Origin of the sequence: Arthrobacter sp. G119Y2 (genome assembly GCF_038069765.1) — a bacterium.
In the GTDB taxonomy this organism is placed as follows: Bacteria; Actinomycetota; Actinomycetes; order Actinomycetales; family Micrococcaceae; genus Arthrobacter_B.
In genome coordinates this window covers 16,665-41,527 of sequence record NZ_JBBPFS010000003.1, presented here as the reverse complement: position 1 = coordinate 41,527, position 24,863 = coordinate 16,665, and the positions used below count along the sequence as shown (strand labels likewise).

Here is a 24,863-nt window from a genome sequence, read left to right as displayed (position 1 = left end):
GCCGTCCCCTGCGCGGGCCGCGGGCTGGCTCCGCTCCCGGCGCTCCGCCCGGGTCAGTCCGCCAGCGCCGCAGCGACCCAGACCGAGCGTTCCAGGTCCTTGCGCTGCCCGTCGCGGGTGTAGTCCAGGCTGTTGGCCACCTCCCGCAGCACGCTCCACTGCCGGGCAACTTCAGGGTCCAGGCCGCCGGCGGCGCAGAGCCGGAGCAGCCGCTCGCGCAGCGCCGCCTTCGGCCGGGCCTGATCGAGCTCCTCCATCCGGTTCCAGAGCATGGGGGCAACGGCGAATTCCGGTTCCCCCACCATGGCCTGCGGGTCGATTGCCACGAAACCGTGCCCGTCCGCCGGACCTTCGCAGCGGTACAGGACGTTCTCGAAATGCAGGTCCGTGTGGACGAGGACGTCATTGCTGCTGCGCCGTCCCACCGCGCCGCGCGTCTGGCATACCTCCAGCGCAGCTTCCAGCAGGCGCCGCTCAATCGGCCGCCCCAAGTCCTCCCACTCGGCGGGAAGCTCGTCCGAGAGCTGCTCCGTCCGTTCCGCCAGCGAGGGAACTCCGGCCCAGGCGGGGGAGTCCGCCGCCGGCAGGGAGAGCTTCCGGACCAGTCCGCCCCACTCCTGCTCGGCGGTTTCCATGTCGGCGCCGTAGAGGCTTCGCCGGTGGTCCAGGCGTTCGAGCAGCAGCGTTCCGCTGTCGGAATCACTGGCATAGAGCCGCACCGCCCCGTGCCCCGCCCACAGGCTGAGCGCCGCCGGTTCGGTGAGGGCCTCATCATGCGGGTATGCCACCTTCAGCACCGCGGGGCCGTGCTCCGATGCGACCGGGAGGACGACGGAGCCGTGCCCGTGCCACGGCTCCCTTCCCTGCAGGTCCACGGACAGGTCCCAGCGCAGCAGGGCCGCCTCGATCAGCTGGGGAAGAGCAGCAAGCCAGTTCCGGCCCGCACGGGTGCGCGCATACCGCAGGCTCAGGGCATCGGGTATGGCAACGGAAACCGTCATGCGGGCACCGCGGACCGGGTCCGGCGGCCCGCGGGGATGCCGAAGGGCTCGGTTCGGCAGAGAACGGCTCGGCACTCAGCGGGCAGGGCGGTCCGGGCAGGCCCGGCAGGGTATCGGCACAATGGCATGGGTACAGGCTAGGCGGTGCCGGGGGTCCGCGGCAGCCCCGCCGGTTCGAGATCCAGCCCGGGCGCGGCCGGAACGGATCCTTCCTCTGCATAGAGTCCGGCGCTCAGCTCGGCCAGCCGCTCCACGGCCCAGGCGCGGACCGGCCCGGCGCCAAGGGCTGCCAGATCCGCGTAGACGCCCGGCAGGGAGGCTTCAAGGGAGTCGAGGGCATCGCCCGGATCCGCTGCGAACGACGGCGGCAGCGAGTAGGCCGGGGCACGCGTCAGTGCGGGCAGGCAGACCTCGGGCAGCAGGTGCACTCCCTCGGCTCCGGCCGCCAGATGATCTTCCCTGCGCTCCTCCAGCAGTGCCCGCTCACCGGCGCCGGCGGTGCGGGCCATCCCCACTTCGTAGGCGTATGCCGCCCCGAATTCCGCATCGACCGCTCCCTGCAGAGCCGCGGCGGCATCCGGAACGGAATCGCCGTCAGCCGTCCCGTCAGCCGTCCCGCCAGCCGTCCCCTCAGCCGCAGCGGACGGCGAGCCCGGGGACGCCGTCGCGCCCGACTCGCAGCGGCTTCCGCCGTCGGCCTGCGGGAGAGGCGTCCACGGTTCGGGAGCGTCCAGGCCGGCAGCCTCGGCGGCGCGCACAGCGAGCACCTGCTGGGCTGCTCCCGTGGCGGCAAGCAGACGGGCCGTCCCGGCATCTGCACGGAGGGCGGCGTCCAGGCTGGCGCGGGCGGAATCGGTCAGGGAGCGGACATAGGCGGCGGCTCGGGAATCGGTGTCGGCGTCGGACGCGGGAACCGCTCCGGAGGGGGCAGCGGGAAAGGGCGGAACGCCGCTGCGGAAACTGCCGGCGCGGGTGAGGAGGACGGACTGCTCGTCCAGGACGGCGGCCTGGCGGGACAGCTCGGCAGCCAGCGTTTCCGAGCTCTCAGCGTCAGCCAGCTCACCGGCCTGCCGGGTAAGTGCGAGGGCAGCGGCCCGCGCATCGGTCTGCGCAATTTCCGAGAAACTGGCGCTCCGGTCCTCACCGGACCCGTTTCCGGCGACCATCCCCAGGCTCAATACCACGGCGGCCAGGAGGAACAACAGAGTGGTACGCCTCACGCCGCCCAGGACCGCCATCGCCCGTCCGGCGCGGCCGGCCGCGGGCGTTCTGCGGGACGGGGGCTTTTTCACTACATCCGATGATGCCATGAACGGGCCCTCGTCTGCTGCGATGCCGATGGGACTCAGGAAAGTCGGTACGCTAGTAGGTACAACATCATCTAGTGGGAGGCACCTATGGCGGTTCGGCCCAGCCCCAAAAAAGACACGTCATCGGATTACCGCAAGAAGGCCATGCACGCAGAAATCGCCGCTGAAACCCAGCGGCTCAAGACTTTCCTTGCTCCCACGGTTGAACAGCAGCAGCTTTTCCTCGAGGACATTGAGATTAAGATGGCCGGTGCCAGCCGCACCGTGCACGTCATCGTGGACCTTCCCGAAGGCGAAGCCGGAGGCGTCAGCCTCGACCGGATCTCCGACGTCGCACACGCGCTTTCCGAAGCTATGGATTCCGACCCGCACGACGACGGGCGTCCCTACAGCCTGGAGGTTTCCTCGCCGGGTGTTTCACGCCCGCTGACGGAGCCGCGCCACTGGCGCCGCAACGTTGGGCGCATGGTCAACGTGAATGTCGTGACCGGCGACGACGTCAAAGGCCGCCTGGTGTCCGTTGAGGCGGACGGCATCACGCTCATACCGGAACTGCCGGTGAAAAAAGGCATGAAGCCGAAGCAGGGTGAGCAGATGACCCTGCCCTTCGGCAACATCCGCAAGGGACGCGTCGAAGTTGAATTCGCGCATATTGAAGACGTACCGCTGGACGGCATAGCCGACAGTGATGAAGAAACCACAGCTGAGGAGGCCTAGATGGATATTGATATGAGTGCGCTGAGGCTGCTGGAACGCGAACGGGAGATCCCCCTGGATCTGCTGGTTCCGACCATCGAGCAGGCGCTTTTGGTGGCTTACCACAAGACCGCCGGAGCACAGGACAAAGCCCGCGCAGAGGTGGACCGCAAGAACGGCCACGTGACCATCTGGGCCACCGAGGTGGACGACGACGGCGAGGCCGTGGGCGAGTTCGACGACACTCCCACCGGCTTCGGACGGATCGCCGCAAGCACGGCCCGCCAGATCATCCTGCAGCGGCTGCGCGACGTCGAGGACGACGCCATCGTGGGTGAATTCAAGGGCCGCGAAGGCGAGATTGTCTCCGGACAGATCCAGCAGGGCAACAACCCGCACATGATCCAGGTCAACCTGGGCGCCGTGGAGGCGCTGCTGCCTCCCACCGAGCAGGTCCCCGGCGAGAAGTACACCCACGGATCCCGGCTGCGCGCCTTTGTTGTCGATGTGCGCCGCGGCTTCAAGGGCCCGTCCATCACGCTGTCCCGGTCCCACCCGGGTCTGGTCCGGAAGCTCTTTGAGCTGGAAGTTCCCGAGATTGCCGACGGCAGCGTCGAAATCGTGGCGCTGGCCCGCGAGGCCGGGCACCGGACGAAGATCGCCGTAAAGGGCAACGTCTCCGGCATCAACGCCAAGGGCGCCTGCATCGGCGAGATGGGCTCCCGTGTCCGTGCCGTCATGACCGAACTTCACGACGAGAAGATCGACATTGTGGACTTCAGCGAGGATCCGGCAACGTTCATCGCCAACTCGCTGTCGCCGTCGCGCGTCAACTCCGTGACCATCACCGACGAAGACACCCGTTCCGCACGGGTTGTCGTTCCCGACTACCAGCTATCGCTGGCCATCGGCAAAGAGGGACAGAACGCCCGCCTGGCAGCCAAGCTGACCGGATGGCGGATCGATATTGTTTCCGACGCCAAGACGGCCTAACCGGCAGGTCTTCGGGTGGATGCGGCACAGCGGGAGAAACGCGTTAGAATGAATGAGGCCGGGTCGCCGTCCGCTTTCTTTTTGTCCCCTGCAGCCTCAGGCGCTGCAGCGCACGTTCCGCAGAGGACGTGCATCGGGTGCAGGAAAACGGATGACCAGGCTGTTCTGATGCGGCTGGTAGGTGTGGACGTGGACGGCAGGATTGCCGTTCAGGTCGACGAACACCGCCGCATGTCTGGCCGCGGTGCCTGGGTGCACCGCGGGGCAGCATGCTTTGCAGCAGCGCTTCGGCGACGTGCTTTCCACCGGGCCTTTCGGGGCCAGGCGGACACCACAGACGCGGAGGCTTGGTTCAAGGCTCTTGAGGATGCTCCGACCGGGAGCAGACTCGAAACCGTCCAACCTGAAAGCGGGTCAGAAATCTGATGGAAACCCGATGAGTACCCAGCGATGAGTACTTCTTTGTGCTCTGTGAAGGGCTCTGCTGTGACTGCAGTGGAAGCCCGCAGGAAATAGACGGTTCGTACCTGGCTCGGTGCGGACCGAGACAGGAGAAATGTGGCCAAGGTCCGCGTACACGAGCTCGCCAAAGAGCTCGGCATCACTTCGAAGGATGCAGTTGCAAAACTGCAGGAACTGGGCGAATTCGTCCGTTCCGCTTCCTCAACCATTGAGGCACCCGTAGTCAAGAAACTTCGCGGCGCCTTCCCGGCGTCCGATTCCAAGTCCGACGCCAAGTCCGACGCCAAGCCCGCCGCAAAGGCAGGCACGCCGGGCCCCCGCCCGGCTGCAGCTTCGGCTGCTCCCGCTGCACCGGCCCCGGCAGCACCCGCTGCAGCTGCTCCGGCAGCACCGGCCGCTCCGGCGCCCGCCGCAGAGAAGCCGGCAGCTCCGGCTGCCCCGGCACCCGCTGCAGAGAAGCCGGCAGCACCGGCGGCTGAAAAGCCGGCCGCCGCTCCGTCAGGCGTCAAGCCCGGCGCACGTCCGGCACCCAAGGCTCCCGAGGCCGAAAAGCCCGCTGCTCCCGCTGAAAGCGGCAGCCGCGGCAACGCGCCCCGTCCGGGCGCTCCGCGTCCCGGCGCCGGAAGCCCGCGCCCGGGCAACAACCCCTTTGCCCCTTCACAGGGCATGCCGCGCCCCCGCGGCCGCGGCGAAGGCGAACGCGGAGCAGGTGCACCGCGTCCGGGCAACAACCCGTTCGCTCCGTCCCAGGGCATGCCCCGTCCGGGCCGCCGTGACGAAAACACCGAGCGTCCCGCAGCAGCAGGCGCCGGCGGACCCCGTCCGGCAGCCGGCTCCGGCGGACCCCGACCGGGCGCTCCGCGTCCGGGTGCACCTCGTCCGGGCGCCCCGCGTCCGGCGTCGGCACGTCCCGCCGGTCCCGGCGGTCCCCGCCCGACTCCGGGCATGATGCCCAACCGCACCGAGCGTCCGGCAGCCCCGGCACGCGGCGGTGCCGGCGGCGGACCCCGCAGGGGTCCGGGCGGCGCACCGGGCGGAGCTCCCGGTGCAGGCGGCGGCGCACCCGTTGGCGGCGGCTTCGGCAAGGGCGGCCGCGGACGCGGCGGCACTGCCGGTGCTTTCGGTAAGGGCGGCGCAGGACGCGGCAAGCAGCGCAAGTCGAAGCGTGCAAAGCGGCAGGAACTGGAGCAGATGTCAGCTCCGTCGCTGGGCGGCGTTTCGGTGCCCCGCGGCGACGGCAACACTGTTGTCCGTCTGCGCCGCGGCGCGTCCATCACGGACTTCGCCGACAAGATTGAGGCCAACCCGGCAGCACTCGTGACCGTTCTGTTCCACCTCGGTGAAATGGCAACGGCCACGCAGTCCTTGGACGAAGAGACGTTCGGCGTCCTGGGTTCGGAACTGGGCTACAAGATCCAGGTTGTCTCGCCGGAAGACGAAGAGCGCGAACTGCTGAGCACGTTCGACATCGACTTCGACGCCGAGCTTGAAGCCGAAGGCGACGACCAGCTGGAGGCACGTCCTCCGGTAGTCACCATCATGGGTCACGTTGACCACGGTAAGACCCGCCTGCTGGATGCCATCCGCAACACCAAGGTTGTTGAAGGTGAAGCCGGCGGTATCACCCAGCACATCGGTGCTTACCAGATCCAGTTCGACCACGAGGGCACCACGCGTCCGATCACCTTCATTGACACCCCGGGCCACGAGGCGTTCACCGCCATGCGTGCACGTGGTGCCAAGGTGACCGACATCGCCGTCCTGGTTGTCGCAGCCGACGACGGCGTCATGCCGCAGACGATTGAAGCACTGAACCACGCCCAGGCAGCAGATGTGCCGATCGTGGTTGCAGTGAACAAGATCGACAAGGAAGGCGCCAACCCGGAGAAGGTCCGCGGTCAGCTGACCGAATACGGTTTGGTTCCCGAGGAATACGGTGGCGACACCATGTTCGTGGAGGTCTCTGCCCGCCAGAACCTCAACATTGACGCCCTGCTTGAGGCCGTGCTGCTCACCGCAGACGCTGCCCTGGACATGCGCGCCAACCCGAACAAGGACGCCCGCGGTATCGCGATTGAGGCGAACCTGGACAAGGGCCGCGGTGCAGTAGCAACCGTTCTGGTCCAGTCCGGAACGCTGAAGGTCGGCGACACGATCGTTGCCGGAACGGCTCACGGCCGCGTCCGTGCAATGTTCAACGAGAACGGCGAGACCGTCTCCGAGGCCGGACCTTCCCGTCCGGTCCAGGTGCTGGGTCTGTCCAACGTTCCCCGCGCCGGTGACACGTTCTTCGTGACCGACGACGAGCGCACCGCCCGCCAGATCGCTGAGAAGCGTGAAGCTGCGGACCGCAACGCCGCACTGGCCAAGCGCCGCAAGCGCATCAGCCTCGAGGACTTCGACCAGGCCGTTGCTGACGGCAAGGTTGACACCCTTAACCTCATCCTCAAGGGTGACGTTTCCGGTGCCGTGGAAGCCCTGGAAGACTCGCTGCTCAAGATCGACGTCGGCGAAGGCGTGCAGCTGCGCGTCATCCACCGCGGCGTCGGTGCCATCACGCAGAACGACGTCAACCTGGCGACGGTGGACAACGCCGTCATCATCGGCTTCAACGTCAAGCCGGCCGAGCGCGTTGCCGACCTGGCAGAGCGCGAAGGCGTCGACATGCGCTTCTACTCCGTCATCTACGCAGCAATCGATGACATTGAGCTCGCCCTCAAGGGCATGCTCAAGCCCGAGTACGAAGAGGTCCAGCTCGGCACCGCCGAGGTCCGCGAAGTCTTCCGTTCCTCCAAGTTCGGAAACATCGCCGGCTCGATCGTCCGCTCCGGTGTTATCCGGCGCAACACCAAGGCACGGGTCACCCGTGACGGCAAGGTCATCGGTGACAACCTCACCGTTGAGTCGCTCAAGCGGTTCAAGGACGACGCCACCGAGGTTCGCACGGACTTCGAATGTGGTATCGGCCTGGGCTCGTTCAACGACGTCAACGAAGGCGACATCATCGAGACCTTCGAAATGCGGGAGAAGCCGCGCGTCTAGCAGTACCTGAGGCGGGGCCGCCGGTTTCCGGCGGCCCCGTCCCCAGCGGGAGGGCCAACGCCGGAAGGTGGTTGGCCCCTTCGCTTCGGCGGGACGGCCGGTTTCGGTCCCCTGCCGGGGAGCGGTACCGAACCCGCCTGCCGCGCCCGCGCGTTGCAGGCGGCCCGGTGACCGTCCGCGGCCCGGCGCGGCCCGACGTCCGGCCCGTCCGCGCATGACACATGACGTACACGATTTGCTGGCCCGCGCCGCCGTCGTTGTACGATCCGAGAAATCTTAAAAAAGGAGAGGTAATGGCAGATCCAGCACGCGCTGCGAAGCTCGCTGACCGAATCAAGGTTGTAGTTGCCCAGGCGCTGGAACGGCGGATCAAGGATCCCCGGCTGGGGTTTGTGACCCTCACCGATGCCCGCGTTACCAATGACCTGCAGCACGCGACCCTGTACTACACGGTCTTTGGCGACGAGGTCCAGCAGGCAGAAACCAAGGCCGCCCTGGAGTCCGCGCGCGGAATCCTGCGCGCCGAGGTTGGCAAGAACATCACCGTGCGCCTGACGCCCACGCTGGAATTCGTTCCCGACGAAATTCCGGTAAACGCCAGCCACCTGGAGGAACTCATCCGCGCCGCCAAGAAGCGCGACGCGGAGCTCGAAGCCCTCAAGGAAGGCGCCACGTACGCCGGCGACGCCGACCCGTACCGCAAGGACGAGGACTTCGACGAAGACGACGAGGAAACACCGGCCGGCCCCGACAGCAAGTAGCGTCGGCCAGGCAAAGGAGAGGGGGCGGTCCCGGACGGGGACCGCCCCCTCTCCTTTTGTCGTAAGGTGCCGGTGCTGCAGGAGTTAGGCCGACGCCCGGGCCGGCAGGCGGCTCAGCCCGGCCACCAGGTCCGCGCTCCCGCCGCACAGGGCAATCCGGATCCAGCCTTCTCCGATGGAACCGAAGGCCGTCCCCGGTGCTACGGCAACCCCTTCCTCCGCCAGGAATTTCCGGGACCAGTCACGCACATTGCCCTCCGCTGCATGGGACAGGTCCGCCCAGAGGTAAAAGGCGCCCTGCGCCTTCAGGTACGGAATGCCTTTGGCATCCAGGACGGCCGACGCCGCATCCCGGTTGGTGCGGTAATGGGCGGCCGCTGCGCTGACGTAGTCCTGCGGACCGGTGAGCGCGGCCAGCGCCGCGTACTGCGAGGGCGACGCCACGCACGAGACGATCGACTCCATGACCGTGCTCATCCGGGTTTCCAGGCCTGCCGGGGTGATCAGGGCGCCGATGCGCAGCCCGGTCAAACCGTACGTCTTGGACAGCGTGAGGGAGACGATCACGCGCTCCCCGCCGTCGCCGTCGTATGCCAGCGGGCTCACATGCGGGACGTCGTAGGTGAACGCTTCGTAGCATTCATCGGAAATGATCCACAGGTCCCGGCGCCGCGCGAGCTCCACGAGGTCCCGGACCAGGTCGGTGCTGAAGACCGCACCCAGGGGATTGGAGGGCGAATTCAGGAGCAGCACCCGGGTGCGGTCGGTAATGAGCGCTTCAATGTCGGCGATGTGCGGCTGGAAATCGTGCTCGGGGTACAGCGGATATTCCACCGGCTCGGCGTGGAGCAGCCGCGCCGTCATCGCGAACGTCGGATAGCCGGGATTGGGAATCAGGATCTCGTCTCCGGCATCCAGAAGCATGCTCATGGCCAGATGCAGGCCCTGCTGCGCGCCGGCCGTGACGAAAGCCCTGCCGGGGGATACCTCAAGCCCGTTCTGCCGGCCGGTGCGCTCAGCGAAGGCGGCCCGCAGCGGGGCAATGCCGGCATTGGGGGTGTAGCCGGTTTCATCCCGGCCCAGCGTGGCCTGCGCGGCTTCCAGGATGTGAGGCGGGGTGGGAAAGCCCGGCTCGCCGATGCTGAGCACAATCGAGTTGGGCTGCGCCCACGCAGCCTGGGTGATCTCACGGATCTGGTTGGCAGCGGCATTCCGGACGTGCGGCGAGAGCTCAGGCATACCCGCATGCTATCGCCGTCCCGGCAGGAGTCGCGAACGCTGCCGGCGGAGCCGGAAACGGCGGGCCCGGAAACGGCGGAGCCGGAAACGGCGGGGCCCCGCAGGTTGGCAGGGGAGGAGGACCGGGGCGGAGAGCCGCGGGGAAGGCCGGCGTCAGGAACAGCGGGCCGGCGCCGCATATACTGAAAGGCGTGAATTCCGGGCAGGTCCGTTCAGGGCTGATTATTGTTGACAAGCCGCAGGGATGGACCAGCCACGATGTGGTTGGCCGCCTGCGGAAACTAGCGGGAACCCGAAAAGTGGGGCACGCGGGGACACTGGACCCGATGGCCACGGGAGTGCTGGTGGTCGGCATCAACAAAGCCACCCGGCTCCTGACCTACATTGTGGGCACGTCCAAGACCTACGAAGCCACCATCCGGCTCGGCCAGTCCACCGTCACCGACGACGCCGAGGGAGAGATCACGGCCGAGACCATCGCCGCGGCCGTGACGGATGAAGAGATCATGGCCGCGGTGGCAGAGCTGACCGGCGACATCCAGCAGGTTCCCAGCAGCGTCAGCGCCATCAAGGTCAACGGCGAACGGTCCTATGCGCGCGTACGCGCCGGGGGAGAGGTCAATCTCCCCGCCCGTCCCGTCACGGTCTCCCGCTTCGAGGTCCACGGCATCCGCCGGGAGGCCGGCGGCAAGCTGCGCGACATCGACGTCACCGTTGAATGCTCCTCCGGCACCTATATCCGTGCCCTGGCCCGGGACCTGGGAGCCGCACTCGGAGTGGGCGGGCACCTGACCGCGCTGCGGCGCACCTGCGTGGGCCCGTACAGCGTGGAGCAGGCGGCAACCCTGGAGCAGCTGGCCGAGAACCTCTCGGTTTTGGAGCTCGACGACGCCGCCCGGGCCCTGTTTCCGGTCCGTGAGCTCAGTGCCTCGGAGGCAACGGATCTTTCCCACGGACGCCGGGTCCCGCCGTCGGCCACGGGCGTCCCCGAAGCCGACGCCGGCGCCCCCGTCGCTGCGTTTGCCCCCGGCGGGACGCTGGTTGCCCTGCTTGAAAACCGCGGCCCCGCGGGAGCGGAGTTTCCTGCCGCCTATGCCAAGGCCCTGCTGGTCTTCGCACCGGGAAACGAGGCCTAGGTGGTTGTTGATCCGATGTTCATCGTGGGCACCATCGTGTGCCTGGTGTCGGTTGTGCTCTGCTTCGGGGCGGCCATCCTGAAGCACGGCCCCAATGACCTCACCATCCTCTCTGTCGCCGCCGTGGAGCTGTTCCTGCTGGTCTACGCAGTCTTCGGCGTGATCCGCCAGCTGGGCGGGGAAGGCGTGGCGGGCGAAGTCTGGGAGTTCTGGGGCTACCTCTTCACCGCCGTGCTGATTCCGGTCGGCGCCATCTGGTGGTCGCTGATGGACCGCAGCCGCTGGAGCAACCTGGTCCTTGGTGCCGTCGGCATCACCGTGTTTGTCATGTTGTTCCGTATGGAACAAATCTGGGACGGAGCACCCCTCGCATGAAAATGAACAACCCCGAACACAATTCCCCCGACGGGCCGGCAGCAGCCGAGCCTGCCGGCCGCAACGCCGGCCCCGGCAGGCTGCTGGTAGCCGTCTACGCGGTCTTCGCGCTGGCGGCCACGGCCCGTGCGGGCTTCCAGATTGCCACCAAGTTTGACCACGCCCCGGTGGCCTACCTGCTGTCGGCGTTTGCCGCCGTGGTCTACATTGTGGCCACAGTGGGGCTGGCACGGTCCGGGCCCGGAGCCTACAAGGTGTCCGTTGCCGCGGTCAGCATCGAGATGCTCGGTGTGCTGGCTGTCGGAGTCTTCGGGCTGGTCAGCCCGGGAGCCCTTCCCGATGACACCGTGTGGTCCGGCTTCGGATCCGGCTACGGCTACGTGCCGCTGCTGCTGCCGGCCCTGGGGCTGTGGTGGCTGTACCGGCACCGCGGCGCTGCCAAAGACTCCTGACCCCAAACCGCCGTCTGCGATGCGCCCACGGGCGTTGTGCTGCGTGAGACGATGGCAGAAGAAAGCATCACACACGGCAGGTTTTCGACTCCTTCAGGGGGAATCATGAGCAACCCGGCAGCAACACCCAGTGATCGCCACGGCGGATCCGGCCCGGCGCAGCCCGCCCAGCCCCCCACGGGACAGCCCTCTTCGCCGCCTGCGGATCAGACCTCCGCTTCGACCGGCGGGACCTCGGGACGGAAGCCCTCCGTCCCGGCGTCCGGGCAGAGCGTTCGGCCAACGGAAAAGCTGCAGATTCCGCCGGCCGGCAAGCGAACCGGCGGCGGTGACGGCCAGGGCGGGAAACAGCAGGCCAAGTCCAAGGCCAAGCCCTACAAGAGCAGCGATGACTGGGGTGTCTTCCGCGCCGTCGTCATTGGAGTGGGAATCCTGGTCGCCGCCGTCGGCATCTACTACCTCACCACCGGGACCGCCGGAGTTCCGGACACCGGAGGCGGAGAGGTCAACGCTTCCCTCGAGTCCCAGTTCCGGTTCTTCTCCGCCATGATGGTGGGCGTGGGTGCGGCGTTCATCGCCATTGCGGTGAAATTCCAGTGGGCCAACATGCTGTGGCTGGTCTGCCTCATGGTCTTCCTCGGCGGGATCGGCCGCGTGCTGTCCTGGGCCTTCAGCGGAACCCCGCACTACACCATGATCATCCTGATGATCCTGGAACTGGCCTTCCCGCCTGCCCTGCTGGTCTGGCACCGGTTCATTGCCAAGACCAGCGAGCTGAAGCGCGAATTCAGCGAGGGCTCCGCAGGCCGCGCGGACGGTGCAGCTGCAGGCGGCACGCAGGGCTGAGTCATTTCCGGCAGTATTTTCGGCAATAATGGTTAGGTCCGGTTTCCGCTCCGCGCTGTTGCCGGCCCCAACGCCGCGGCACCGCCGTGACCGAACCTGTCTTAAGGAGCCTGTGTGTACTACTGGAATGACCTGGCGGAGGTTCCTGCCGGCATCGGTCCGACAGTAGTCACGATCGGCAACTTCGACGGCGTTCACCTGGGGCACCAGCATGTGCTGGACCGCCTGGTGAAGGTGGCCCGCGAAAAGGACGCCGCCGCAGTGGCCATCTCCTTTGACCCCCATCCGGCCCAGGTGCACCGCCCCGAGGCGGCGCCGGAGCTCATCATGGGACCGCTGGACCGCCGCGAGGCCCTGGCCGCCACCGGCCTGGACGGGCTCCTCATGATGCACTACGACCTGCAGCTGGCGTCCCTGACGCCGGAGGAATTTGTCCGCCGGGTCTTTGTGGAGGGACTGCGCGTTTGCGCCGTCGTCATCGGGCATGACGTGCGCTTTGGCCGCGGCAATGCCGGTGACCTGGAGACGATGCGTGAACTGGGCAGCCGGCTGGGCTTTGAAGTGCAGGCCGTCGAGGACTTCGGCGCCCTGCCGGACGGCCCCGCCGCATCCGGGGGACGCCGCTGCTCCTCCACCTGGATCCGGGAAGCGCTGCGCAGCGGCGACGTGCGGACCGCGGCGCGCCTGCTCGGACGCACCCACCGGATGCGCGGCGAAGTGGTGCACGGCGCCGCCCGCGGCCGCGAACTGGGCTTCCCCACCGCCAACCTGGCACCCGAAGCAACCGGCCTGATCCCCGCCGACGGAATCTACGCCGGATGGCTCGTTGACGAATCCGGCACCCGCTGGCCCGCAGCCGTCTCCGTGGGATCCAACCCGACCTTCGACGGCGTCAGCCGCCAGGTTGAAGCACACGTGATCGACCGCCCGCACGAGAAGATCAGCGACTTTGACCTCTACGGTCAGCACGTAGTGGTGGAGTTCGTGGAACGGCTGCGCGGCATGGTCGCCTATACCGGCCCCGAAGCCCTGATCGAGCAGATGCGCCTGGACGTGGCGCGCACCAGGGACGTCCTTTCGACAGATCACGGCGCGGACAGGTAAACTGGGTTCAAATTCGGCTGCGGTCCGTGGCGGCTGAATTTCTTTGCGTCATCCGGGGTTTTCTCCGGCAGGCGCGGGGATTCCCGGCAGCGAAGTGCTGATTCGGGCCTCACGGCACAACTCTAGGAGAGTTACATTGGCACTTGACCCCGTAGTCAAGCAGGAAATCATCAAGGAATACGCTCGGGCCGAAGGCGACACCGGTTCGCCCGAGGTGCAGGTTGCTGTGCTTTCGCGCCGTATCCTCGACCTGACGGAACACCTGAAGATGCACAAGCATGACCACCACACCCGCCGCGGCCTGATGGCCCTGGTTGGTCGCCGTCGTCGTATGCTTTCGTACCTGAAAGAGACGGACATCACCCGCTACCGTGCGCTCATCGAGCGCCTCGGCCTGCGCAAGTAGTCTTTGGAGAGGGCGGCCCTGCGTTCTCGCGGGAGCCGCCCTTTTTCAGGCGGACATGGACACCGGCTTTGACCGGAAGCGCACCCGCCGTTGAATGATCCAGGCACTACGCAGCGCGGCACTCCGGCAGCAGCCGGGAGCCGCACCGCAGTACCGGCAGGACCAGTAACACAGCAGTACCAAGCAAAACATCAATAGGAGTCAGCCAGCATCGCAGCATTCGCGGTCCTCGGTAGTGGTCTCCGGGAGTTTGTGCCCGTGGACCTCGATCGAAGACCGGGTGTTGAACCGAACCGCCTCCGCGCGGTTACGCGTTTATTGGGACGATGCTGGATGCCTCCGCCAACGAAGAAACGGAGGTGACTCTCTATGGAGGGTCCCGAAATTCAGTTCGCAGAAGCCGTTATTGACAACGGCAAGTACGGCCAGCGCGTCATCCGCTTCGAAACCGGCCGTCTGGCCCAGCAGGCTGCAGGCGCAGCCACTGTCTACATCGACGATGACACCGTCCTGCTGTCGGCCACGTCCGCCGGCAAGTCCCCGCGTGAAGGCTTCGACTTCTTCCCGCTGACCGTGGACGTCGAGGAGCGCATGTACGCTGCCGGCCGCATCCCGGGCTCGTTCTTCCGCCGCGAAGGCCGCCCGTCCACCGAAGCCATCCTGGCCTGCCGCCTGATGGACCGCCCGCTGCGCCCCGCCTTCGTCAAGGGCCTGCGCAACGAGGTCCAGATTGTGGTCACCGTCCTGGCGATCAACCCCGACGTGCTCTACGACGTCGTGGCGATCAACGCTTCCTCCATGTCCACCCAGCTGAGCGGCCTGCCGTTCTCCGGCCCGATCGGCGGCGTCCGCGTTGCCCTGATCGACGGCCAGTGGGTTGCCTTCCCGAAGCACTCCGAACTGGAGCGCGCCGTGTTCTCCATGGTGGTTGCCGGCCGCATTGCCGGTGACGACGTCGCCATCATGATGGTTGAAGCCGAAGCCACCGACGCCGCCTGGAACCTCATCAAGGAAGAGGGCGCCACCGCCCCGACCGAAGAGGTTGTTGCAGAAGGCCTCGAAGCGGCCAAGCCGTTCATCAAGGCCCTGTGCGAGGCACAGGCGGACCTGGCAGCACGCGCCGCCAAGCCCACCGTCGAGTTCCCGATCTTCCTGGACTACCAGGACGACGTCTACGAAGCCGTGGAAGCCGCAGCCGCTGAAAAGCTGGCCAAGGTCTTCTCGATCGCTGACAAGCAGGAGCGCGACATCGCCGCCGACGAACTCAAGGACGAAGTTGTTGCTTCGCTCTCCGAGAAGTTCGAAGGCCGCGAGAAGGAAATCTCCGCAGCTTTCCGCTCGGTCACCAAGCAGGTTGTGCGCCAGCGCATCCTGAAGGACCAGATCCGCATCGACGGCCGCGGCCTGACGGATATCCGTCAGCTGACCGCCGAGGTTGAGGTTCTGCCCCGCGTGCACGGTTCAGCCATCTTCGAGCGCGGCGAAACCCAGATCCTGGGCGTCACCACGCTGAACATGCTGAAGATGGAACAGCAGATCGACTCGCTGTCGCCGGTAACGCGCAAGCGCTACATGCACAACTACAACTTCCCGCCGTACTCCACCGGTGAAACCGGCCGCGTGGGTTCGCCCAAGCGCCGCGAAATCGGCCACGGTGCCCTGGCAGAGCGCGCGCTCATGCCGGTGCTGCCGACGCGTGAAGAATTCCCGTACGCCATCCGCCAGGTCTCCGAAGCCCTGAGCTCCAACGGTTCCACCTCCATGGGTTCGGTCTGCGCCTCCACGCTGTCCATGCTCAACGCCGGTGTTCCGCTGCGCGCTCCGGTTGCCGGCATCGCCATGGGCCTGGTTTCCGACCAGGTTGACGGCGAAACCCGCTACGCCGCCCTGACCGATATCCTCGGTGCCGAAGATGCCTTCGGCGACATGGACTTCAAGGTTGCCGGTACCGCCGAGTTCGTCACGGCCATCCAGCTGGACACCAAGCTCGACGGCATCCCCGCTTCCGTGCTGGCAGCAGCGCTGAAGCAGGCCCGCGAGGCACGCCTGCACATCCTCGGTGTCATGGACGCCGCGATCGATACCCCGGACGAGCTTTCCGAGTTCGCGCCGCGGATCATCTCGGTGAAGATCCCCGTGGATAAGATCGGCGAGGTCATTGGCCCGAAGGGCAAGATGATCAACCAGATTCAGGAAGACACCGGCGCTGACATCTCCATTGAAGATGACGGCACGGTCCTGATCGGTGCAACCGACGGCGGTTCCGCCGAGGCTGCCCGCGCGGCGATCAACGCGATCGCCAACCCGCAGGTCCCCGAGATCGGCGAGCGTTACCTCGGTACGGTAGTAAAGACCACCACTTTCGGTGCCTTTGTTTCCCTGACCCCGGGCAAGGACGGCCTGCTGCACATCTCCGAGCTGCGCAAGCTCGCCGGCGGCAAGCGCGTTGACAACGTCGATGAGGTTGTCTCCGTGGGCCAGAAGATCCAGGTGGAAATCACCAAGATCGATGACCGCGGCAAGCTCTCCCTCTCCCCGGTTGTTGCTGAAGAAGCCGAAGGCGAAGCAGCAGAAACCGAGTCCGCAGAGTAAATGTCACATATTGCTGACGGAACCGTCCCCGACGCCGGACATGCTCCGGCGTCGGGGACGGTTGTCCGCCTTCCGCTGACCATTCTTCCCGGCGACCCGTCCCTCGTGATGGGAACTCCGGGAGGCGCCGTCGTGCGCCGTTCCGTCCTTCCGGGCGGAGTGCGCGTGCTGACCGAAGCGATGCCCGGCCAGCGGAGCGCGACCATCGGCTTTTGGGTTGGTGTCGGCTCGCGGGACGAAGCCGCGGGCCGGCACGGCTCCACACACTTCCTTGAGCACCTGCTGTTCAAGGGCACCACGCGCCGTTCCGCGCTGGACATCGCGCTGGCCTTTGACGAGGTCGGCGGGGAATCCAACGCAGCAACGGCCAAGGAAAGCACCTGCTACTACGCACGGGTGCTGGACACCGATCTGCCGATGGCCATCGACGTCATCACCGACATGATCACCTCCGCAGTCCTGGACCCGGAGGAGCTGGAACAGGAACGCGACGTCATCCTGGAAGAAATTGCCATGGATGCCGATGATCCCGCGGACCTGTGCCACGAGAAGTTCGCCGAAGCAGTCCTGGGCGACCACGCCCTGGGGCGTCCGATCGGCGGCACTCCCGAAGCGATCATGAGCGTGCCGCGCGAAGCGGTGCTGGAGCACTACCGCCGCTACTACCGGCCCACCGAACTGGTGGTCACCGCTGCCGGCGGGCTGGAGCACGACGAGGTCTGCGCCCTGGTGCTCGACGCTTTGAAGAAGGCCGGCTGGGACCTTTCCGAGGATGCTTCGCCCGCCCCGCGCCGCAGCACCGAGCCCGCGGTCATCACCGGCACCGCCGGAGTCCAGGTCATCAACCGGCCGGTGGAGCAGGCCAACGTGGTCATGGGCTGCCCGTCGCTGACGGCCACCGATGACCGCCGGTTCGCCATGAGCGTCCTGAACACCATCCTGGGCGGCGGCATGTCCTCGCGCCTGTTCCAGGAGATCCGCGAAAAGCGCGGACTGGTCTACTCCACGTATTCCTTCTCCGCGTCCTACGCCGATGCCGGTTACTTCGGCATGTACGCCGGCTGCTCACCGGCAAAAACCCGCCAGGTCATCGACCTGATGGGTTCGGAACTGGAGCGCCTGGCAGCCGACGGCGTGGACAAGGCCGAACTGAAGAAGGCCCGCGGGCAGATCGCCGGCGGCATGGTCATGGCGCTGGAAGACTCCAGCTCGCGCATGTCCCGTCTGGGCCGCGCGGAACTCGTCAGCGGGGAATTCATCGATATTGATGAGTCCCTGGCCCGCATCGGTGCCGTCACGGCCGAGGAAGTTCAGGCGCTGGCCGCCGAGCTGGCCGCCGCCCCGCGGACCATCACGATTGTGGGACCGTTCAAGTCTGCGGCGGAACTGGGCTTCTAACTTCCGATATTCACCTCCCGTCCCGCTCCGCGAGATGTCAGAAAGTGCGCTTCCCAGCCTTGGGAAGCGCACTTTCTGACATCTCGGGTGGTTTAACTCGGGTGGTTTAGGGGTGGGGAGGTTAGCCGCCGGCGAAGGGCGGGAGGATGTCCACTGTGTCGCCGGAATCCAGGGCCATCGACCGGTCGCGGGCCGCGTAGCCGTTGACCAGAAAGGTGCTGCGGGAGATTACGCTCTTGAGCGGGGGAGTGTCCGCCGGTGCCTTCGGGTGGCGGGCGCCCAGGAATTCCAGCAGGTCGTTCAGGGATGCACCGGCAGGTACGCCGCCGGGATAGTCGGCGGAGAGGATCTCCTCCTCCACCCCCGAGGCAGCCTTTGCGGCGCCAAAGTATCGAATCAGCATTCAGCCGCCTATCGCGCTCATGGTCCGGTCCGGCTGCACGTAGTCAGCGTCGCCCAGACCCGTATGGTCCATTCCGTGTGCCTTGGGTTTGCCCCACATGGCGTCCTGCCACCGGGCCGCCACCTCGGCGTCGCCGACTTCCGGCGAGCGCAGCAGCTGGCGCAGGTCGGTTTCCTCATGCGAAAACAGGCAGCTGCGCACGCTGCCCTCGGCCGTGATCCGGGTCCGCCGGCAGTCGGCGCAGAACGGTTCGGTGACCGAGGCGATGATGCCCACGGTTCCGGCCACGGTCCCGGGGGCGGTGCGGCGCCTGACTTCCCAGCGTTCGGCCGGAGCGCCGTCGCGCCCCCGCGGATCCGGGGTGAGGATGAAGTCGCGCTCCAGGCGGCTGCGGATTTCCGCGGCGGTAATCATGCCCTCCCGGGTCCAGCCGTGGTCCGCGTCCAGGGGCATCTGCTCGATGAAGCGCAGCTCGAAACCGCGGCTGACCGCCCATTCCAGAAGGTCGGGGGATTCGACGTCGTTGATCCCGCGCATCAGCACGGCGTTGATCTTGATGAGCCCCAGCCCCACCCGCGACGCTTCCTCGACGCCGGCCAGGACCCGGCCCAGGAACGGGCGGCGGGTCAGCTGGGCGAAGGTATCCGGATGCAGGGAGTCCAGGGAGACGTTGATCCGGCTCAGCCCGGCATCCTTGAGTGCCTGTGCCTTCTTGTCCAGCCCCAGTGCGTTGGTGGTCAGCGAAATCGGCAGCTCCGGATGGTTGGCGCGGATCCCGGCCACAATATCCACCAGGTCGGCCCGCACCAGCGGTTCGCCGCCGGTCAGCCGCAGTTCCCGGACGCCGAGCGTGTCCACGCCGATTCCCACCAGCCGGATAATCTCGGCGGCGGTCAGGACCTTGTCCTTGGCCAGCCAGTCCAGCCCCTCTGCAGGCATGCAGTAAGTGCAGCGCAGGTTGCACTTGTCCGTGAGCGAGAGCCGCATGTCGGTGGCGCGCCGGCCGTAGCGGTCCAGCAGGCCGTCGGCGGTCCGGACCCCGGCAGCCGCAGCCGCTCCGGCCGCTGCCCGCGGTTCGGCTGCGGGGGTTTCGACGGGCGCGCAGCCCGCCGCAGGGGCACCCGACGCGGGTGTGGTGGACGGTTCGCCGGTCAGCGGCGCGCCGATGGACGGCATTCCCAGCTGGATTCCCATGGGTCGAGGCTACGCCCTTTCGCGGTTAGGCTCTATCAATGCGTTTTATCCGTCGGCGTCAGCACATCATCGCTCTGTCCGCCGTCCTGCTTGCCGGAACCGCCGGCTGTTCCGGTCCTTCACCCGGAGGCTCCGCCGGGACGCCGGAAAGCCCTGTCGTTACCGTATTCGCAGCCGCATCGCTTACGGATGTGATGACGGCTATGAATGAAGCCTACGACGGCGGCGGCCGCCTGCGCACCAACCTCGGCTCCAGCGCCCAGCTCTCAGGCCAACTTCTCGCCGGTGCCCCGGCCGACGTCGTCATTGCCGCGGATCTGGAGGCGCTGGATGCGGTCCGGGCCGAGGGACTGATCGAGCGGGAGCAGGCGGTGGCCGGCAACACGACCGTCCTGGCACTGGCTCCGGGGAACCCCGCGGGCGTCACCTCGCTGTCCGACCTGTCCGATCTGTCCGGCGGGGCGGCCCGGACAGCCGTATGCGCGCCGTCGGTTCCCTGCGGCCGTTCCGCGGAGCGGGTCCTCGGTGCCGCGGGCGTGGAGCTGTCGGGTGAAAGCCGCGAGGACAGTGTGCGGTCGGTCCTGACCAAGGTGGCGAGCGGCCAGGCCGACGCCGGGCTGGTGTACCAAACCGATGCGCTCTCGGCTGCGAACCAAGGGGTGACGTATCTTGAAGTGAATGATCCCGAACCCAACCAGTACCCCGCGGCCCTGACCGCGGAGGGAGCAGAGCATGAGGCAGCTGTCCGATTCTACGAGTGGCTTGCAGGGGAGGAAGCCGCCGGCATCCTCCGCGACGCAGGCTTCCGGCCGCCCGGTGCCTGATGCGGTGAAAGCACGACGGCGGGGGACCGGCGGGCTGCCCCGCCGCTCCGCTGCCTCCCGGGCGGTCGGCATGACCCGCGGAGCCCGGGCCACCACTCCCGGGTGGCTGTGGATTCCGGCGTCCCTGGCGCTGCTGTTCTGCGCAGGGCCGGTGGCGGCGCTTCTGCTGAATGTTCCCTTCGCTTCCCTCGGGTCGCTGCTCAGCGCGCCCGAGGCCCGCACCGCCCTGCTCCTGTCCGTGACCACCTCCGTGGGGTCAACGCTCATCTGCGTGGTGCTTGGGCTGCCCCTGGCCGTGCTCTTCAGCAAGCTGGCCGGGCCGTGGATGCAGGTGCTGCGCGGGATCCTGCTGATACCGCTGGTTCTCTCTCCCGTTGTTTCGGGCATCGCCCTGCTCTACTTCTGGGGGCGGCAGGGGCTGGCCGGCCGGTTCCTGGAATCCGCCGGTCTGGGAGTGGGGTACTCGCCCGCCGCAGTGCTGATCGTCCAGGTATTTGTTTCCCTGCCTTTCTTTGTCGTGGCCTCCCTGAGCAGCCTGCGGGCTGTGGACCATGACCTGGAAATGGCTGCCGCCACCTCCGGCGCCGGTCCAACGGCGATCCTGCGCTACATCACCGTTCCGCTGGCCCTGCCCGGCATCATTGTGGGGGCGCTGCTGGCTTTCGCACGGTCGCTGGGTGAATACGGCGCCACCATCACGTTCGCCGGCAGCATCGAGGGCCGCACCCGGACCCTGCCGCTGCAGATCGAATTGAGCCTGAACTCCAACCAGCCTGAAATTGCGCTGGGAATCTGCCTGATCCTGATCTCGTTGTACCTGGTGCTGCTGGCAGTTGCCCGGCTGGGGGTTGGGCTGCTGGTGCCGCGCTGACTCCCGGCGCACCGGCAACACATCATGCAGCACCAACAGAAATGAGCCCCATGAACGGCACTGACCGGTTCCTTTCCCTGTGGTCGGCCGCGGCGGGACTGGCGGCGGCCGGGCTGGCCGTGGCCGCCGGGGAGCTCTCCGCAGCACTGCTGAGCCCGTCCCTGTCACCGGTGAGCGCGGTGGGATCGGTGGTCATCGACGCGATGCCGGCGCCGGTCAAGGACTGGGCGATCAGCCTGTTCGGCACCGCCGACAAAGCGGCGTTCCTCGTGGCCATGGCGGCCGTGATCGCGGTTTTCGCCGCCGCCGCCGGGATCCTGGAGCTGCGCCGGCCGCCGGCGGGCGCCGTCGTCGTGGCCTTGTTCGGAACTGCTGGGCTGGCTGCCGTACTGTCCCGCCCGCAGATAAGCGTGCTGTCCCTGCTGCCGCCGCTGCTGGCGGTGGCCGTGGGCGTTCCGGTGCTGCGGGCCTTCCTGGCCCGCATCCGCAGGTGGGGCGCCGCGGCCCCGGACGAAGCGGGTGCCCGGCGGCGGGACGTGCTGCTCGGGGTCGGCGGCGGAGCCGGCGTAGCCGTCGCGGCGGGCGCCCTGGCAGGCACCTCGCGGGCAGGGCAGATCACCACGGTTTCCCTGCGCGACGGCGTTGTCCTGCCCGCCCCGGTGACCCCTGCACCGCCCATCCCTGCCGGAGCGGAACTGGGCATCAGCGGACTGGACCCGGTGCTCACCCCCGCGGCCGAGTTCTACCGGATCGACACCGCGCTGAGCGTGCCGCTGGTCAACTCGGAGCAGTGGAGCCTGGCGGTGACGGGCATGGTGGACCGCGAGGTTGAAATCAGCTTCGCCGAACTGCTGGCCAAGCCCCTGCAGGAAAGCTACATGACGCTGGCCTGCGTCTCCAACGAGGTGGGCGGAAGCCTGATCGGCAACGCCAAATGGCTGGGCTGGCCGGTGCGGAACCTCCTGGCAGCCGCCGGAGTCCGGGAGGGCGCCGACATGGTGCTGTCCACCAGCCGCGACGGCTGGACGGCCTCCACCCCGCTCGAAGCACTGACCGATTCTCGTGACGCGTTGCTCGCCGTGGGAATGAACGGCGAGCCGCTGCCGCTGGAACACGGGTTTCCGGTGCGGCTGGTGGTGCCGGGGCTGTACGGCTATGTTTCGGCTACCAAGTGGGTCACCGAGCTGAAAGTGACCCGGTTCAGCGAGGAAACGGCCTACTGGACCGAGCGGGGCTGGACCGAACGAGGGCCCGTCAAGCTCTCCTCCCGCATCGACACCCCCTCCGACCGCGCGTCGGTGGAGCCCGGCGCCGTGACCGTTGCCGGCATGGCCTGGGCGCAGCACACCGGCATCCGCGGGGTGCAGGTAAGGGTCGACGACGGCCGTTGGCAGGATGCGGAGCTGGCCTCCGGCATCTCGGTGGACACCTGGGTGCAGTGGTCCGCGGTCCTGGACCTGGGCTCCGGGGACCACGTTGTCACCGTGCGCGCCGTGGACGCGGCCGGAGCAGAGCAGGACGGGGACGTGCGGCCCGTGGTCCCCGACGGCGCCACCGGCCTGCACACCATTCGCCTGGCCGTCAGGTGATCCCGCAGCAGGCCCGGCTCCCGGAACCGGTGCCTTCGGCTGTAGCACGGCCGCAGCCGAAGGGATGGGCTAGGCTCGGTTTGTGACGATCACCGCTCTGGAAGGCACTGTCAATTTCCGCGACACCGGCGGGCTGCCGCTGGCCGGAGGAGGCCGAAGCGCCCCCGGAGTCCTCTACCGGTCCGATGCCCTCAGCGGGCTGACTCCCCGCGGGCTGGCAAGCCTGGCCGAGTCGGAGATCGAGGTGATCATCGATCTGCGGACACCTGCCGAGCAGCGCATGGCAACGGACCGGCTGCCCGCGGCCCGCTCCTTCACCCGGGTGGACCTGCCGCTGTTTGAGGGCGCCTTCACCGGAGCCGCCCAGGAAGGGATGCAGCGCGCCCGCCAGTCCGGCGACCCGGAAGCCGCCGCCCGGGCGGTGCAGGCCGCCGTGGCACAGCTGCCGACGCTGGGCGGCCTTTACACCGGGATGCTGCAGGACGCCGGCACCGTGTTTGCCGAGACAGCCCGCCGGGTGGCGGGCACCGGGGAAGGTTCCGCGACGCTGGTGCACTGCACAGCGGGGAAGGACCGCACCGGCGTGGCAGTGGCGCTGATCCTAAGCGCCGTCGGCGTGGAACCGGAAGCGGTGGTGGCCGACTACCGGCAGAGCGAGGCCAACCTCGCGGGGGAGTGGTCCGACCGGATGCTCGGGATGATCAAGGACCTGGGCGTTCCCCTGACGGAGGACGTGGCGGCGTTGGTGACCGGCGCGCCTGCCGGTGCCATCACCCAGGCACTGGCGTGGGTGAGCGAAGAACACGGGGGTGCGGCGGAGTACCTGCGCTCCGGCGGCCTGACGGACGACGAGCTGGGCACGCTGCACCGGCGGCTGCGGAGCCGGCAGTGACGCGGACGGTGGAAGAACACCGGGACGCGGTGCTCCGGCTCCTGAAATCCGGCCTGGCTGCACCGGAGCGCTCCGAGACTTTGCAGCTGGCGGCGGCAGCAGGCAGGGTGCTGGCCGCGGACGTGCACGCACCGGGAAGTCTCCCTCCCTTCGACAATTCCCAGATGGACGGTTATGCGGTCCGTACGGCCGACCTCGGGTCCGCCCCGGGAAACGCCGTGCCGCTGCGCGTGAGTGAGCCGATTGCCGCAGGCATTGCTGCTCCCGCCCTGGCTCCGGGAGCTGCCGCTCCGATTATGACCGGTGCCATGCTGCCGGCCGGAGCCGACGCCGTCGTACCCATCGAACGTGCCGTGCCCAACGCGTTTTTTCCGGACCGGGACCGCCCCGGGGCCACGGTGAGCTTTCCCGCCGGTGCCGCCGCCGGAGACTTTATCCGCACTGCAGGCAGCGACATCCGCGCCGGGGCCCTGGCCCTGCCGGCCGGCACCCGCCTTGGCGCACTGCAGCTGGGCCTGCTGGCTGCGCTGGGCATACCCGCAGTGCCGGTCCGTGCCCGGTTCCGGGTGCTGCTGCTCAGCACCGGCGACGAGGTGGTGGAACCGGGGCAGGAACTGGCCCCCGGGCAGATCCATGACGCCAACTCCACGCTGCTCGCCGTCAGCCTGCAGGAGGCCGGTGCCGAGGTGGTTCGGACCCGCATCCTGGCGGACTCACCGGAACGCTTCCTGGCCCAGCTCCGCGAAGACCTGGCCCGCCACCGGGTCGATCTGGTGCTCACCTCCGGCGGTATCAGCATGGGGGCCTACGAAGTGGTCCGGCTGGCCCTGGCCGCCGAGGGCGTGCAGTTCCTTCCGGTTGCCATGCAGCCCGGCGGGCCGCAGGCAATCGGATCCCTTGACGGCGTTCCCTTTCTCGGTTTTCCCGGCAACCCGGTCAGCTCCGTGGTCTCCTTCGAGGTGTTCCTGCGTCCGGCGCTGGGCACCCTGACCGGTTCCCCCGCGCCCCGCCCGGAGCTGCCGGCGCTCCTGACCGGGCAAGCGAGCAGCCCCGCAGCCAAGCACCAGGTGCGGCGGGGCCGCTACACAGCCCCCGCCGAGCCGGGCACGGCGGGCCGGGTGGAGCTGATCGGCGGGCCGAGCTCACACCTGGTGCACGCCCTGGCTTCCTCCAACGCCCTGGTCCACATCCCCGCCGGGGTTCAGACGCTGCCCGCCGGCACGGAAGTGACAGTATGGCTGTTGAACTAACCGCATTGCTCAAAAGGAGTTCTTTCA

General features: G+C 67.7%; 23 protein-coding genes. 18 read left to right on the top strand and 5 right to left on the bottom strand.

Going from position 1 to position 24,863, the window contains the following annotated elements:
• Window positions 1-53: 53 nt before the first annotated feature.
• Together WKB88_RS06805 and WKB88_RS06800 are read right to left on the bottom strand one after the other, a co-directional pair.
• Window positions 54-1,001 (bottom strand): aminoglycoside phosphotransferase family protein, encoded by a 948-nt coding sequence (locus tag WKB88_RS06805; protein ID WP_341393790.1) that lies wholly within the window; start codon window positions 999-1,001, stop codon window positions 54-56.
• A 137-nt stretch (window positions 1,002-1,138) separates the two neighbouring features.
• Window positions 1,139-2,311 (bottom strand): DUF4439 domain-containing protein, encoded by a 1,173-nt coding sequence (locus tag WKB88_RS06800; protein WP_341393789.1) that lies wholly within the window; start codon window positions 2,309-2,311, stop codon window positions 1,139-1,141.
• An 87-nt stretch (window positions 2,312-2,398) separates the two neighbouring features.
• Here WKB88_RS06800 and rimP point away from each other — a divergent pair, with 87 nt between their 5' ends.
• The 5 genes from rimP to rbfA all read left to right on the top strand — a co-directional run bounded on the left by rimP (window position 2,399) and on the right by rbfA (window position 8,265).
• Window positions 2,399-3,028, top strand: coding sequence for a ribosome maturation factor RimP (gene rimP, locus WKB88_RS06795; protein ID WP_341393788.1), 630 nt, complete (start codon window positions 2,399-2,401; stop codon window positions 3,026-3,028).
• Window positions 3,029-4,000 carry a transcription termination factor NusA gene (nusA, locus tag WKB88_RS06790; protein ID WP_341393787.1) on the top strand — a complete coding sequence of 324 codons (972 nt, stop codon included), beginning with the start codon at window positions 3,029-3,031 and terminating at the stop codon, window positions 3,998-4,000.
• A gap of 48 nt (window positions 4,001-4,048) precedes the next feature.
• A complete protein-coding gene (locus WKB88_RS06785) occupies window positions 4,049-4,426 on the top strand; it encodes a YlxR family protein (protein WP_341393786.1) in 378 nt (125 codons plus the stop codon).
• Between the two features lie 132 nt (window positions 4,427-4,558).
• The gene (infB, locus tag WKB88_RS06780; RefSeq protein ID WP_341393785.1) at window positions 4,559-7,504 is read left to right on the top strand and encodes a translation initiation factor IF-2; all 2,946 of its coding nucleotides are present in this window, start codon (window positions 4,559-4,561) and stop codon (window positions 7,502-7,504) included.
• Between the two features lie 293 nt (window positions 7,505-7,797).
• The gene (rbfA, locus tag WKB88_RS06775) at window positions 7,798-8,265 is read left to right on the top strand and encodes a 30S ribosome-binding factor RbfA (protein WP_341393784.1); all 468 of its coding nucleotides are present in this window, start codon (window positions 7,798-7,800) and stop codon (window positions 8,263-8,265) included.
• A gap of 84 nt (window positions 8,266-8,349) precedes the next feature.
• On the opposite strand, the gene WKB88_RS06770 is transcribed toward rbfA, so the two are convergent.
• Window positions 8,350-9,504: a pyridoxal phosphate-dependent aminotransferase gene (locus WKB88_RS06770; protein WP_341393783.1), complete on the bottom strand. Its 1,155-nt coding sequence runs from the start codon at window positions 9,502-9,504 to the stop codon at window positions 8,350-8,352.
• 191 nt (window positions 9,505-9,695) lie between these two features.
• Between WKB88_RS06770 and truB the strand changes: the two genes are divergently transcribed.
• The 8 genes from truB to WKB88_RS06730 all read left to right on the top strand — a co-directional run bounded on the left by truB (window position 9,696) and on the right by WKB88_RS06730 (window position 17,813).
• Window positions 9,696-10,640, top strand: a complete 945-nt coding sequence (truB, locus tag WKB88_RS06765; protein ID WP_341393782.1) for a tRNA pseudouridine(55) synthase TruB — start codon at window positions 9,696-9,698, stop codon at window positions 10,638-10,640.
• Window positions 10,641-11,015 carry a hypothetical protein gene (locus WKB88_RS06760; RefSeq protein ID WP_341393781.1) on the top strand — a complete coding sequence of 125 codons (375 nt, stop codon included), beginning with the start codon at window positions 10,641-10,643 and terminating at the stop codon, window positions 11,013-11,015.
• A 2-nt stretch (window positions 11,016-11,017) separates the two neighbouring features.
• Window positions 11,018-11,467: a hypothetical protein gene (locus tag WKB88_RS06755; RefSeq protein WP_341394231.1), complete on the top strand. Its 450-nt coding sequence runs from the start codon at window positions 11,018-11,020 to the stop codon at window positions 11,465-11,467.
• A 105-nt stretch (window positions 11,468-11,572) separates the two neighbouring features.
• On the top strand, window positions 11,573-12,313 hold the full coding sequence (locus WKB88_RS06750) for a DUF4345 family protein (RefSeq protein ID WP_341393780.1): 741 nt from the start codon (window positions 11,573-11,575) through the stop codon (window positions 12,311-12,313).
• Window positions 12,314-12,427: 114 nt separating this feature from the next.
• The gene (locus WKB88_RS06745; RefSeq protein WP_341393779.1) at window positions 12,428-13,417 is read left to right on the top strand and encodes a bifunctional riboflavin kinase/FAD synthetase; all 990 of its coding nucleotides are present in this window, start codon (window positions 12,428-12,430) and stop codon (window positions 13,415-13,417) included.
• A 136-nt stretch (window positions 13,418-13,553) separates the two neighbouring features.
• Complete coding sequence (gene rpsO, locus WKB88_RS06740) at window positions 13,554-13,823, top strand: 30S ribosomal protein S15 (protein WP_152221621.1); 270 nt, start codon at window positions 13,554-13,556, stop codon at window positions 13,821-13,823.
• Window positions 13,824-14,192: 369 nt separating this feature from the next.
• The gene (locus WKB88_RS06735) at window positions 14,193-16,415 is read left to right on the top strand and encodes a polyribonucleotide nucleotidyltransferase (RefSeq protein ID WP_341393778.1); all 2,223 of its coding nucleotides are present in this window, start codon (window positions 14,193-14,195) and stop codon (window positions 16,413-16,415) included.
• Complete coding sequence (locus WKB88_RS06730; protein WP_445818881.1) at window positions 16,416-17,813, top strand: M16 family metallopeptidase; 1,398 nt, start codon at window positions 16,416-16,418, stop codon at window positions 17,811-17,813.
• Window positions 17,814-17,934: 121 nt separating this feature from the next.
• Here WKB88_RS06730 and WKB88_RS06725 read toward each other — a convergent pair whose 3' ends face one another.
• Both WKB88_RS06725 and moaA read right to left on the bottom strand, forming a co-directional pair.
• Complete coding sequence (locus tag WKB88_RS06725) at window positions 17,935-18,216, bottom strand: MoaD/ThiS family protein (RefSeq protein ID WP_341393777.1); 282 nt, start codon at window positions 18,214-18,216, stop codon at window positions 17,935-17,937.
• The gene (gene moaA / locus WKB88_RS06720; RefSeq protein WP_341393776.1) at window positions 18,217-19,410 is read right to left on the bottom strand and encodes a GTP 3',8-cyclase MoaA; all 1,194 of its coding nucleotides are present in this window, start codon (window positions 19,408-19,410) and stop codon (window positions 18,217-18,219) included.
• 38 nt (window positions 19,411-19,448) lie between these two features.
• On the opposite strand from moaA, the gene modA reads away from it, so the two are divergent.
• From modA to WKB88_RS06695, 5 genes are all read left to right on the top strand, one after another.
• Window positions 19,449-20,234, top strand: a complete 786-nt coding sequence (modA, locus tag WKB88_RS06715) for a molybdate ABC transporter substrate-binding protein (RefSeq protein WP_341393775.1) — start codon at window positions 19,449-19,451, stop codon at window positions 20,232-20,234.
• A 4-nt stretch (window positions 20,235-20,238) separates the two neighbouring features.
• The gene (locus WKB88_RS06710; RefSeq protein ID WP_341393774.1) at window positions 20,239-21,105 is read left to right on the top strand and encodes a molybdate ABC transporter permease subunit; all 867 of its coding nucleotides are present in this window, start codon (window positions 20,239-20,241) and stop codon (window positions 21,103-21,105) included.
• Window positions 21,106-21,155: 50 nt separating this feature from the next.
• On the top strand, window positions 21,156-22,694 hold the full coding sequence (locus tag WKB88_RS06705; protein ID WP_341393773.1) for a molybdopterin-dependent oxidoreductase: 1,539 nt from the start codon (window positions 21,156-21,158) through the stop codon (window positions 22,692-22,694).
• A gap of 82 nt (window positions 22,695-22,776) precedes the next feature.
• A complete protein-coding gene (locus WKB88_RS06700) occupies window positions 22,777-23,586 on the top strand; it encodes a tyrosine-protein phosphatase (protein WP_341393772.1) in 810 nt (269 codons plus the stop codon).
• Window positions 23,583-24,836: a molybdopterin molybdotransferase MoeA gene (locus tag WKB88_RS06695; protein WP_341393771.1), complete on the top strand. Its 1,254-nt coding sequence runs from the start codon at window positions 23,583-23,585 to the stop codon at window positions 24,834-24,836. The genes WKB88_RS06700 and WKB88_RS06695 overlap by 4 nt, the downstream gene beginning before the upstream one ends.
• Window positions 24,837-24,863 lie beyond the last annotated feature (27 nt).